The 11729-nt window shown below is 42.1% G+C and carries 12 protein-coding genes; 9 read left to right on the top strand and 3 right to left on the bottom strand.

Going from position 1 to position 11729, the window contains the following annotated elements; all coding sequences use genetic code 11:
* The first annotated feature begins 92 nt into the window (after positions 1 to 92).
* The gene (locus MKZ05_RS09165; protein WP_050944841.1) at positions 93 to 500 is read left to right on the top strand and encodes a DUF3221 domain-containing protein; all 408 of its coding nucleotides are present in this window, start codon (positions 93 to 95) and stop codon (positions 498 to 500) included.
* Positions 501 to 568: 68 nt separating this feature from the next.
* Here MKZ05_RS09165 and MKZ05_RS09160 read toward each other — a convergent pair whose 3' ends face one another.
* Positions 569 to 2023 (bottom strand): aldehyde dehydrogenase family protein, encoded by a 1455-nt coding sequence (locus tag MKZ05_RS09160; RefSeq protein ID WP_339162308.1) that lies wholly within the window; start codon positions 2021 to 2023, stop codon positions 569 to 571.
* 210 nt (positions 2024 to 2233) lie between these two features.
* On the opposite strand from MKZ05_RS09160, the gene MKZ05_RS09155 reads away from it, so the two are divergent.
* From MKZ05_RS09155 to MKZ05_RS09145, 3 genes are read left to right on the top strand one after another with little or no spacing between them, the layout of a single operon-like run.
* Positions 2234 to 2659 (top strand): DMT family transporter, encoded by a 426-nt coding sequence (locus MKZ05_RS09155; protein ID WP_012010174.1) that lies wholly within the window; start codon positions 2234 to 2236, stop codon positions 2657 to 2659.
* A gap of 13 nt (positions 2660 to 2672) precedes the next feature.
* Positions 2673 to 3353, top strand: a complete 681-nt coding sequence (locus MKZ05_RS09150; protein ID WP_050944843.1) for a Crp/Fnr family transcriptional regulator — start codon at positions 2673 to 2675, stop codon at positions 3351 to 3353.
* 21 nt (positions 3354 to 3374) lie between these two features.
* Complete coding sequence (locus tag MKZ05_RS09145; protein WP_339162304.1) at positions 3375 to 3860, top strand: DMT family transporter; 486 nt, start codon at positions 3375 to 3377, stop codon at positions 3858 to 3860.
* Positions 3861 to 3870: 10 nt separating this feature from the next.
* Here MKZ05_RS09145 and MKZ05_RS09140 read toward each other — a convergent pair whose 3' ends face one another.
* Positions 3871 to 5277, bottom strand: a complete 1407-nt coding sequence (locus MKZ05_RS09140; protein ID WP_339162399.1) for a phospholipase D family protein — start codon at positions 5275 to 5277, stop codon at positions 3871 to 3873.
* A gap of 159 nt (positions 5278 to 5436) precedes the next feature.
* Here MKZ05_RS09140 and MKZ05_RS09135 point away from each other — a divergent pair, with 159 nt between their 5' ends.
* From MKZ05_RS09135 to MKZ05_RS09115, 5 genes are all read left to right on the top strand, one after another.
* Positions 5437 to 6213: a MurR/RpiR family transcriptional regulator gene (locus MKZ05_RS09135; RefSeq protein WP_339162301.1), complete on the top strand. Its 777-nt coding sequence runs from the start codon at positions 5437 to 5439 to the stop codon at positions 6211 to 6213.
* Between the two features lie 130 nt (positions 6214 to 6343).
* A complete protein-coding gene (gene pfkB / locus MKZ05_RS09130; protein ID WP_003211047.1) occupies positions 6344 to 7258 on the top strand; it encodes a 1-phosphofructokinase in 915 nt (304 codons plus the stop codon).
* A 12-nt stretch (positions 7259 to 7270) separates the two neighbouring features.
* Positions 7271 to 8689 carry a PTS fructose transporter subunit IIBC gene (locus tag MKZ05_RS09125; RefSeq protein WP_003211208.1) on the top strand — a complete coding sequence of 473 codons (1419 nt, stop codon included), beginning with the start codon at positions 7271 to 7273 and terminating at the stop codon, positions 8687 to 8689.
* A 15-nt stretch (positions 8690 to 8704) separates the two neighbouring features.
* Positions 8705 to 9163 carry a fructose PTS transporter subunit IIA gene (locus MKZ05_RS09120; RefSeq protein WP_003211874.1) on the top strand — a complete coding sequence of 153 codons (459 nt, stop codon included), beginning with the start codon at positions 8705 to 8707 and terminating at the stop codon, positions 9161 to 9163.
* A gap of 2 nt (positions 9164 to 9165) precedes the next feature.
* Entirely contained in the window at positions 9166 to 10035 is an 870-nt protein-coding gene (locus tag MKZ05_RS09115) for a class II fructose-bisphosphate aldolase (protein WP_003210866.1), read from the top strand.
* Between the two features lie 39 nt (positions 10036 to 10074).
* Here the strand turns inward: MKZ05_RS09115 and MKZ05_RS09110 are convergent, their stop codons facing one another.
* Positions 10075 to 11595, bottom strand: a complete 1521-nt coding sequence (locus MKZ05_RS09110) for an MDR family MFS transporter (RefSeq protein WP_137055674.1) — start codon at positions 11593 to 11595, stop codon at positions 10075 to 10077.
* Positions 11596 to 11729 lie beyond the last annotated feature (134 nt).

Below are 11729 nucleotides of genomic sequence, written 5' to 3'. Positions count from 1 at the left end.
GTATAAAGCATCTTAAGAAAAATGGGTCGTTTTGTTCTAAGAATGCTAGCATGAAGAAGCGATGCAAAGAATTGAAAAGGGGTGAATGAAATTTGATACAGCTAAAGTTTAAAAAAATAAAATGTTTTCGGCTTGTCATCTTGATTTTTCTCATTTTATTAGTAGCGTGCAATTCTCCGAAGGGAAATATAAAGGATTCATACAATCAGAATAAAACAACAGCACCTTTTTCAAAAAAAGGCATACTGCTATGTAAAGAGGAGACGAGTTTACTTCTTATAAACAATAAAACGCCTCTAAAAAGCGATGATTCGTTGAATACTCATCTACTTATTGATAAGTATAAAGATGATCTCATCATTATCGATTTAACGAAAGTAGATTCTAAAGAGCTGTCACAGGGGCAAACGATTGAGATTTGGTTTGATGAGTTACAAGAATCGTTTCCTCCAAAAGCAACCGTCGAAAAATACAAAATCATTATGGATAAGAATAAATAAGAGAGTAGTAAGCAGTTCTTAATATTTGAAAAGGGTTCTTATTGATTAAATAAAAAGGGAGAAAAACCTTAGAGTTTTTCTCCCTCCTCAAAAAAATATGCTGTTGGAAGTCCCATCACTGCTTTCACTTCTAAATATTCCTCGATGCCGAAGTCTCCCCATTCTCTTCCGATACCTGATTGCTTGAAGCCGCCAAATGGGGCAAAGTAATCTGTTTCGGCATTGTTAATGGTGATTTGGCCAGCACGAATATGTTCAGCGACATATTTTAATGTTTTATCATCTTTTCCAACAACATACCCAGCAAGGCCATACACTGTATCATTGGCGATCTCAAGGGCATGATCCAAGTCCTGATACGTGATAACACTCATGACTGGTCCAAAGATTTCTTCTTGTGCAATGGTCATGTCATTTTTCACATTGGTGAAAATGGTATGCTTGGCGAAATATCCTTTATCGATTCCGTCTGGCTTTCCAGTTCCCCCAACAAGAAGGGTAGCACCTTCTTCGATTCCTTTTTCAATATAAGATTGCACGGTATCCCATTGCTTTTTAGATACAAGCGGGCCTGTAGCATGATCTTCTCTCGGATCACCCACTGTAAACTTCGGCAGGGCGTTCAGCAGCGCTTTTTCAAACTTGTCTTTCATTGATTCTGGAATAAGCACACGCGTAGCTGCAGAACACACTTGACCTGTATTCATCGCAATATGATGAACAGCGGTTTCTGCTGCTACATCCACATCTGCATCATCTAAGACGATAAGAGGGGATTTCCCGCCAAGCTCAAGAGCCACTTTCTTCACATTGTCCGCCGCGTTTTCCATAATTTTAGAGCCGACGGCACCTGATCCGGTAAATGAAACAAAGTCAATATCAGGATGTGAGCTAATGCCGTCACCAATCACGTCACCCGTTCCGTTTACTAAGTTGAAGACTCCTTTCGGTACACCAGCTTCATCCATAATTTCTGCAAGAATCATCGCAGCAAATGGTGTAATTTCCGCTGGCTTTAAGACAACTGGTGAGCCTGCCGCAATGGCACCTGCGATTTTAAGAGATGTCTGATTCGTTGGGAAGTTCCACGGTGTTATCAATCCGCTGACGCCAATCGCTTCTTTTATAATGGTATGTCCGCCGCGGTCCTCTGTAAATGTATAAGATTTAAGTGCTTCCGCTGCTTTAGAAAAATGTTCATAGCCCATTTTGTAATGAACTTCTTCGGATACTTTTAGCGGTGCACCGAGCTCTTGTGTCATCACTTCTACAAGTTCATCTTTGCGTTTTTCGTAGCCGCGCACAATGTTTTCCAGCATCTTCACTCGGTCATTTCGAGATGTTTTGGAGAAAGAAGGGAAGGCGGCACGAGCTGCTTTCACTGCCTTATCTAAATCTTCTTTTGTTCCTAAGCTAATGGTGCCAATGACTTCCTCGGTCGCAGGGTTGATGACCTCTGTCGTTTCGTTTCCTGTTGATGCAATCCATTCTCCGTTAATAAAATGTTTCTCTTGATTTCTCATTCTGACATGTCTCCTTTTTGTATATGATTCATTCAATATTCTGTTTTCAGCTGATATAAAACTGTACCCACTGTGAAAAATCTAAAACGAACAAACTGCAAAAGAAAAGTTTCTGATATAATACGCAAAGTGGGACATATGTCCTTTTCAACCGGCGGGCATGTATCATTTAATGGAACTAGACTGAAAAAAGAAGGAGCTTTTGAACGAATGAAAGGTGTTATTTTCGCTTTATTAGGAGGCGCTTGTATTACACTACAAGGCGTAGCCAATGCAAGAATTAGCCAGGATATCGGCACATGGCAGGCAGCCACCATCACGCAGCTGACCGGCTTTATCATCTCGCTCGTCATTTTACTCATCGTACGAGACGGACACTTCAGAGAATATCGAAAGGTGCAGCCACTTTATTTAATAGGCGGCGCATTTGCAGCGATTATTATTTTTAATGAAGTCACCGCGATTCAAATAATCGGTGTGACACTCACTATCGCAGCTTTATTGATTGCACAGCTTGCTTTTACCTTTGCAATCGATGCAAAAGGATGGTTTGGTGTTCAGAAAAAGAAAATGAAATGGCCACATTACGCAGGAATTTTATTGATGGTCACAGGCGTGATCATTTTAAAACTATAAAGGAGGGCGACAGATGGAGGAACTTCAAGATGAGTCTCTTTTTGCCTCATATATGAAGGCACATCAATTAGAAAGTGTCTTTCATCAAAAGCTCATATCACACGTAAGTTTGTGGCGCTATGAGCAAGGGGAGCTCGTTTGTTCAAAAGGGGATAAGAGGGAGTACCTGTACTTGTTAGTGAAAGGAAAATTAAAGATTTTCACGACCACAAAGGAAGGGAAAACCTTTATTCTTAGCTTTAAACATCCCCTTGAAGCGATTGGAGATATCGAATACGTTCAGCAGACGGACATGGTCAATACAGTCGAAGCGGTCACAGAAGTACATATGTTAAGGATTTCTCATCAAGCGCTCATGCGCCATGCGAAGGATGACCCGCGCATGCTAACCTTTCTGCTAAAAGGGATCACAAACAAATTTTATACAAAATCAAACGATTTGAGTTTCCACCTGTTATATCCTGTGGAGGTCAGGCTTGCAAGCTACTTATTGTCTGTTGTCACAGATGACGACAGCGCGAGCGCCCTTCGTCTCACTGATGCGGCAAGCTTAATCGGTACGAGCTACCGTCATATTAACCGAGTCATTCAGCAATTCTGTGAAAAAGGGCTGATAGAAAGGCAGAGAGGAAAGATTACGATTTGTGATCGCAAAGGGCTCCTAGAAATAGCCGAGCACAACATTTATGAATAGAGGAAATGAAGGGATTTATATATGATCATAGGAATAGTATTAGCCATCACGGCTGGCGCACTCGTCAGCTTACAAACCATTTTTAACAGTAAGGTCAACGAGTACACAGGCTCTTGGTCAACGACAACCCTCGTTCTTGGAATGGGCTTTATTGCTTCACTCCTGATGGGGCTCTTACTAGAGGGAACTGGCATGTTTCGATTAAGACATATGGAAGCGTGGTACTGGATCAGCGGGGCTATTGGGGTAGGAGTGGTCATTTGTCTTGTTCAAGGTATCAAACGGCTTGGACCGACTTATGGCATTTCGATTGTCCTCACGTCACAGCTTGGCTGCGCTCTTTTGTTTGATTCGCTTGGCTGGCTTGGCTTAGAAAAAGTAGAATTCTCTTTGACAAAACTTTTAGGTGTTATTGTGATTGTGGCAGGGATCTTGGTGTTTAAATTGACCAAATTGGAGTCTGCAGAAAAAGATCAAACGCAAGAAAAAGGGCTGCCACAAGAGTAGCTGCCCTACTTTATATCAATCGACGCCATAAAACTGTTATCGCGGATAATCCATTTAAAAGGAGCCTTTTCATCAAAGGCTTTTTTTTCTGTCCATAAGCGCTCGTCTGGTAGACAGTTCGATCTTTAGCAACGAGATAACTATAGGCGATTTTTCGTTCAATTGCTTGCGTAAGTGATAACGCAAACGGGGCACTGTCAATGACCAAAATGGACTCTGTGTTTAAAAAACTAGACCTCGCATCTAAGTTATATGTCCCAATAATACTCAGGTAATCATCAATCACCATTGATTTCGCATGAATCGAATATGGACCTTCGTATTCATACAAATGAACGCCTGTTTTCATCAATTCCTTTTTTGTACTTAAATATCCAGCAAAGGCTAATGGATTTGGCGTCGCCGTAAGAGAATTCGTCACCACTGTCGTCTGAATCTCACTAGGTAAGGGGGTGAGTCCGGATTTCATTGGGCGTGTTGGAATGACATAAGGCGTCTGTATAAGCACAGAACGCTTTGCCCGGTGCGCAAGATCGTTCAGTTTTTTCAGCACAAGTGGCCGCTTATTAAAGCGTTCCACAGGATTTGTGAAAAAGGCAACCTGTTTCACAGAAGTGGAATCTGCTGCCCAATCAAATGAGGACATCACAAAAGGTTCTTTCGTGCGCACTGCATCATGATAAGATCTGAGCAGCTGTTTTCTTAGCTTTAATCCTTTTTTCGCTTTTGGCTTAGAGAACACAGCTTTTGTTCTTTTTGTGAAATCATGATTCCACAGATAAACGAAATATTGCTCCATTTCATCTAATACTTTTCCCTTTTTGGGGTTATAGAGCAGCACATCACGGTCAAAAGCAAAGTCTTTCGGCGGCTGGTCTGCAAAGTATTTATCACCGATATTTCTTCCGCCCATCACAGCCACTCGGCCATCTGCTAGTAGCAGCTTATCGTGTAGCCGATTATGCCATGTCCATGGCTTGAACAAACGAAAGGGCTCATAAAAACGAATCGACATGTTCGGATGATTTGCTACCGCATAGCGCAAATGCTTTAGCGGCCCGCGCAAACTGTGACAGATGCCATCTAACAACAGCTGCACTTTCACACCTCGATCAGCTGCTTCAATTAAAGCACCTAGTATCCATTCGGCTGTTTTTCCCTTTTGAATGGAATAGTAACTGAGGCGGATCACCTTCTTTGCCTCACGAATCATTTGGAGCCTCACCTGACCAGATTCAAACCCGTCGTCAAGAAGCATCACTTGATTTGTCCCCTGATCGTCTCCTGAGATAGAAGAGGCTTTATAAATGCAATGTTCTTTGCATGTTTTTCGTATCGGTAAATAAAACAAAACAAATGCGGTCAAAAATACATAGACGACATAAAGAAGGATGAGATAAAACAAAAGGTGAAGCATCATGATCAGCTCCTTTCACACAGACACAACTTTTCCTTAGTGTATGTCAAAAATGAAATTTCACTCATTTTGGCTTTTTAACAAAATACGTGACAAAAGAATCAACTTGTTTTTATTGGGCATTTAATTATAGTATGAAATGAGTAAGGGGGAATCGAATTGAATGAACCACTATTTAACATTCCAAGCGAAGTGTATCAAACGCTAAGTGAAACAGAACGTTATTTACTCCATTATATTCACCAGCATTTAGAGGATATCTCCACCTTATCCATCGTCACATTGAGTGAAAGAGCGAATGTGTCGACAGCCACAATTGTCAGACTGATGAAAAAAATTGGCTACAACGGCTATACATCCTTTAAATATCGATTGAAACAAGGAAAGAAAATGACCGATGCAAGCGATCAGCTCAAAAACATTGATGAAGACATTAAACTAGCGATTCGGAAAAATGAAGAAGAGGTTTTAAAGACGATCCAGCTCCAAAGTATTGGGCAAATTGAAGATGCCGTTCAAAAAATACATAATACGGACAAAATTTATATTTTCGGCAGAGGCTTCTCAGAGATGATTGCCAAAGAAATGACCATCAAATTACAGCTCATCGGAAAAACATGCGAAGTACATGACGATCCGAATATCATTCGGCTGAAATCGAGAGACATCAGTAAAAACGAACTTGCGATCTTTGTTTCATTAAATGGCGAAACAGCGGAGCTCGTTGAAGCGTGTCAAAACCTTAGCATGAAGCAAGTCACGACCATTACCGTCACCACAAGAATAGATTCTACATTAAGTAAAATATCAGATATGACTCTAGTCGGATATAAAGGCGAACAATCTTTCTTCCCAGATTATGAGGTCAGATCGCGCCTGTCTCTTCATGTCATTGCCCGCATTTTACTAGATGCCTACGTGATTCGAATGAAATAACCGATAAAGAAGCCTTCGAGACTTTGATCTAGAAGGCTTTTTATCATGAAAACCTTTACACAATCTGAAAACATTTTCACTCCTGCGTATGAGATACTTTCTTTAGAGAAAAGAAAGAAGGTGAAACCAATTGATTTATACCTGCACCTTAAATCCTGCTATTGACCTATATATTGCATTAAAAGAAATGAAGGCAAATGCAGTCAACCGCACGGAAGATGAAGATTATCAGCCGAACGGCAAGGGAGTCAATGTCTCCATTATGCTAAAGAAATATGGATTCACCAGCACTGCATTAGGATTTATTGCTGGGTTTTCAGGCTCTTATATTGAACAATCCTTAAAGGACCTTTCCATTCAAACCGATTTTATCTCAGTTGAAGGAATTACACGCATTAATGTTTTTATTAATACGACAGAAGAATATAAGCTCGTGAACCAGGGACCTGCGATTGAAGAAAAAGCACTTCACGCCTTTCGTGAAAAAATAGCGGCCATCCCGCAGGGGGACATCCTGATCATGTCAGGCAGCCTGCCAAAGGGCATACCAGCCAGCATTTTTTCAGAAGTAGCAGCTATTTGTCATCAGCACAACGTCAAGTTTATTTTAGACACAAGCTCCGCAGCAGTTCTTGAGACGCTTCAATACAAGCCGTATTTATTAAAACCGAATGAAGAAGAAATCGCTGCTTTTTTCGGCAAAACACAGCCTATGTCAGAAAAAGAACTCATTCAATCAGGAGAAAAGCTCATTGAGATGGGTGCAGAGCAAGTGCTTATTTCCCGCGGGGGAGAAGGGGCTTTGTTCATTACAAAAGACGCCGTCTTAAAAGGAAACGCACCGACAGGCACTGTAGTAAATACAGCTTGCTCTGGAGATGCGATGCTCGCAGCCTTTCTTAGTAAACAGCTTGAAGGACATTCACCTGAAGAGTGCTTACGTTACGGCATTGCAACAGGCGCATCTACTGCATTTTCTAAAGGCTTAAGTGATTTACATGACATTCATTCATTAATTGATCAAGTACACATTGACAAGATATAAGGGGGAATAGACATGAGCCGTAAAAAAATTGTCGCTGCAACTGGCTGTCCAACAGGCATTGCACACACATTTATGGCAGCTGAAGCATTAAAAATAGCTGCTGAGCAACTAGGGGTCGACATCAAAGTTGAAACGCACGGTCAAGTAGGAATTGAAAACGCTTTAACCGATCAAGACATTCTGGAGGCCGATGGGGTCATTGTCGCAGCTGACAAAGATGTGAATACAGATCGTTTTCACGGCAAACCACTGATTGAAGTGCCTGTAGCGAAGGGTATCCGCACGCCAAATGAACTGATCCAAGGCATTATCAATGGAGAAGCTCCCGTTCATCAAGTGAAAGGAAGAGCTACTGGAACAGAAAAAACATCTGCTTCTTCTTCACCAGCTCAACAAAAGTCGGCGAATAAGTGGATACACACCATCTACAAACATTTAATGAACGGTGTATCACACATGCTTCCATTTGTTGTTGGAGGCGGGGTCTTAATTGCTTTATCTTTTCTATTCGGTATTTACTCAGCTGATCCTCAGCATGAAACGTATCATCCGTTTGCAGCCTATTTGAAAAGCATTGGTGGACTCGGCTTTAGCTTAATGGTGCCTATTTTAGCAGCATTTATCGCTGATTCAATCGCCAGACGCCCAGGGATGGTTGTCGGATTTATCGGCGGACTGCTTGCAAACGATGGAGGCGCTGGATTCTTAGGTGGTATTATCGCAGGTTTTGCAGCAGGGTATATCATCGTACTCCTTCAATTCCTGCTTCAAAAATTACCTGCATCACTTGACGGATTAAAATCAATCTTCATCTATCCTGTTATCGGTATTTTCTTAATTGGGGCTGTGATGACACCACTATTAGTTCCAATCACGGGGCTAAATAATTCATTAATGGATTTTCTCTCAGCTGTTCAATCCACGAATCCGCTGCTCTTAGGTTTAATTGTTGGAGCGATGTGTGGATTTGATATGGGGGGACCTTTTAACAAAGCAGCCTATGTCACAGGAACGGCTTTACTTGCAGAAGGTAACCTTTACTTCATGGCAGGTGTGTCAGCAGCATGTATCACACCACCGCTTATCATTGCGATTGCTACAACGATTTTCCGAAAACATTTCACACCGCAGGAACGAAATGCAGGGGCCATCAACTATATTCTAGGAGCGACACATATAACAGAAGGGGCCATCCCATTTGCGGCTAAAAACCCGATCGTTGTCCTGCCAATTATCATGTTTGGCTCCGCCATCTCTGCTATATTGACGTATCTCTTTGGCGTACAGGTTCCAGCTCCGCATGGCGGGTTCCTTGTCCTTCCAGTCGTCACAGGTGCATTCCAGTGGGTACTATCCATACTGATCGGATCACTTGTGGGTGCCATTCTATACGGACTTTATCGTAAAAAAATAGACAAACCCGCAGTTTAATAGGGAGGAAGAGAAATGATGGAACATATTTATATGAATCTTCATGAAACCGCGTCGTCACAGGCTGGCGTTTTCGCAGCCATTGCTGATATTGCCTACAAAGCAGGTATTTGTACATCACCAGAGGATGTTAAAAAAGGCTTAGCGGAAAGAGAAGCACTGAGCACAACTGGATTTCAAGATGGATTTGCGATTCCGCATACACAAACAGACGCCATCACAAAACCAGCACTCGTGATCGTCCGCACGGAAACAGGCATTGAATGGGACGCTTTTGATGGGAAGCCATGCTTTTTCTTCTTATCCTTACTGATCCCCAAAAGTGAAGCAGGGACCACTCATCTAAAGGCTCTTTCTGCCCTTTCACGAGGATTAATGGATGAAGCGAAACGACAAAAGCTACTGGAAACAAGAACAAATGAAGAGATGCTAACTGTATTAGAAACAGATATTTTAACGAGAGAGGATGTTTGATCATGCCTTTACTATCCACAACACCAATGCTTGAGACTGCGAAAAAAGAAAAATACGGAATCGTTGCATTCAATGTACATTCCTTTGACAGCATTTATTGGGTGCTCGAAACGGCCGCAGAATTAAAGTCACCTGTCATTTTGCAAACAACGGTTGGAACCGTTCAATCTCTTGGAGCAAAAGCGATTGCAGATACAGTCAAAGCGGCGGCTGATCAATATCAAATCCCAATCGGTCTGCACCTCGATCACTGTACGGATTTTGATGTGATTCTCACCTGTATCAGGGCGGGATATACATCCGTCATGATCGATGCATCGATGCATTCATATGAAGAAAATGTTCGCCGTACAAAAGAAGTGGTGGACCTCGCATTAAAAGTAGGGGTGAACGTTGAAGCTGAACTAGGCAAGGTGGGCGGCGTAGAGGATGATATCGTTGTCGATGAAAAGGATGCTGAAAAAGCCATTCCATCAGAATGCCGTCAATTTGTAGAAGAAACTGGGGTACCAACTTTAGCACCTGCAATTGGTACCGCACATGGCATTTATAAAGGGGTTCCGGATATTGATTTTGACCGCATTGAACAAATTGCATCACTGGTCGATGTTCCCCTTGTGCTGCACGGGGGTTCCGCTGTACCGGATGAAGACGTCAGACGATGTGTGGCACTTGGTATGGCAAAGGTCAATGTCTCAACTGAATTAAAAAATGCGTACTCTGAAGCCATTCGTGATCATTTCTCAAACGAACCGGAAAGCTTAGATCCACGGATGTATTTACAAAAAGCTAAACAAGCAGCAAAAGATATGGTCACATCGAAAATACGGATCGTTGGCAGTGAGGGCAAAGCCCATCCTCTATATCAGTGAAACAAAAAAGCAGAGCCGCTTAAGCTCTGCTTTTTCACATTATTCGCTTTCTTTCATTTCATTTGATGTGCGCACCCGTGCATTTCCCATAAACAGGACCGTAATCGCTGCAAGGGCAATAGGGAATAACGCAATCAAAAATACGTACGTGATACTTTGTGACATCGCATCGATGACTTTATTTAAAATATCAGGCGGAATTTGTGAACGGGCACCTTCTTGGAAAATGGCCTGTGGATCGCCTATTTGAGAAGGGACTCCTTTCATTCCGCTAAAGGCATCTGCTAAGCGATTCGATAGGACATTGGTTTGAATCGTCCCAAAAATCGTGACACCAAGTGTCATCCCAAGTGATCTCATAAATGAATTGGTCGAGTTTGCACTGCCTCGGTAACGAGGGGCAAGATCATTCATTGAAGCTGACGGCAGAAGGGAGAAGCTGAAGCCGACACCAAAGCCTGATATCATCATAAAGATTGTGAGCCACAGTCTAGCTGTATCTGGTGACATATTGGCAAGCAGCAGCATCCCCGCGAAAAATGAAATGACAGAGATCGTCATAAGACGTCTGAAAGGCACTTTCGTCTGCATCGTTCCGCCAATCATACTGCCAATGACAGACCCTATCATCATCGGTGTTAAAATGAATCCTGCACTTGTCGCTGATTCACCGTACACCGCCTGGACGAAAATAGGAATGAAGACGGCAAGAATAATAAATGTTCCGCCATATAAAAACGCCAAAATTTGAGATGTCGCAAATAAACGATTTTTAAACATCCAAAATGAAATAATCGGTTCCTCCGCTTTACGCTCAACAATAAAGAAGATGGTACCAAACACAACAAACACGGCAAAAAGTGTGAGGATTTGCACTGAATCCCATGCATAGGATTTACCGCCAAGCTCAAGAGCGAACATCAAGCTGACAACCGCCACGACAAGTGTAATAGCACCTGACCAGTCAATTTTCTGCTTGCGATGTTCTAGGGATTCATGATAGTATCTGGCGATCAAGAACACACTAACAATACCAATTGGCACGTTAATATAGAAAACCCAATGCCAGCCGATTGAATCTGTGATAATAGCTCCTAATAGTGGTCCTAGTACACTCGATAAACCAAACACTGCACCAAACATACCGGACATTTTCCCGCGTTTTTCAGGCGGGAAGATATCAAAGATGATCGTAAACGCGATCGGAAGAAGGGCACCGCCTCCAAGCCCTTGAATGGCTCGGTAAATAATGAGCTGATCCATCGTTTGTGCGATACCGCAAAGCGCAGATCCAATTAAAAAGAAAATAAGTCCAAACAGAAAAAAACGCTTTCGACCATACATATCAGAAAGCTTTCCGTAAATTGGCATTCCAGCCATTACTGCCACCATATAAGAAGCCGTCACCCAAGCAAATTTATCAAAACTGCCCAAATCTGCTACGATGCTTCCCATTGCTGTTGCAACAATGGTATTGTCCATCGCCGCCATAAAAATTCCTAACAGCAAACCGATGACAACTAAGCGAGTGGATGCCTTGCCTTTATCCACATGATTCATTTCATTTACCTCCTGCTTACGTTCTCTCCTTATTTTTGCTATGATCAACTTAAATATAAAGTAAGAGAACATTTATCTTGATGATCAAGATAAATTGATTTTAAAGGGAGGAGAACAAGTTGTCAATAAAGAAC

The sequence above is a fragment of the Bacillus sp. FSL M8-0277 genome (assembly GCF_037975305.1).
GTDB lineage: Bacteria > Bacillota > Bacilli > Bacillales > Bacillaceae > Bacillus > Bacillus pumilus.
This window is presented reverse-complemented; position numbering and strand designations above follow the sequence as displayed.

Bases quoted from the DNA above. Each gene is read 5' to 3' on its own strand.
- MKZ05_RS09125 (WP_003211208.1), top strand. From the start codon at position 7,271: ATGAGCCGTAAAAAAATTGTCGCTGCAACTGGCTGTCCAACAGGCATT.
- MKZ05_RS09160 (WP_339162308.1), bottom strand. From the start codon at position 2,023: ATGAGAAATCAAGAGAAACATTTTATTAACGGAGAATGGATTGCATCA.
- MKZ05_RS09120 (WP_003211874.1), top strand. From the start codon at position 8,705: ATGATGGAACATATTTATATGAATCTTCATGAAACCGCGTCGTCACAG.
- MKZ05_RS09115 (WP_003210866.1), top strand. From the start codon at position 9,166: ATGCCTTTACTATCCACAACACCAATGCTTGAGACTGCGAAAAAAGAA.
- MKZ05_RS09155 (WP_012010174.1), top strand. From the start codon at position 2,234: ATGAAAGGTGTTATTTTCGCTTTATTAGGAGGCGCTTGTATTACACTA.
- MKZ05_RS09140 (WP_339162399.1), bottom strand. From the start codon at position 5,277: ATGCTTCACCTTTTGTTTTATCTCATCCTTCTTTATGTCGTCTATGTA.
- MKZ05_RS09145 (WP_339162304.1), top strand. From the start codon at position 3,375: ATGATCATAGGAATAGTATTAGCCATCACGGCTGGCGCACTCGTCAGC.
- MKZ05_RS09150 (WP_050944843.1), top strand. From the start codon at position 2,673: ATGGAGGAACTTCAAGATGAGTCTCTTTTTGCCTCATATATGAAGGCA.
- MKZ05_RS09110 (WP_137055674.1), bottom strand. From the start codon at position 11,595: ATGAATCATGTGGATAAAGGCAAGGCATCCACTCGCTTAGTTGTCATC.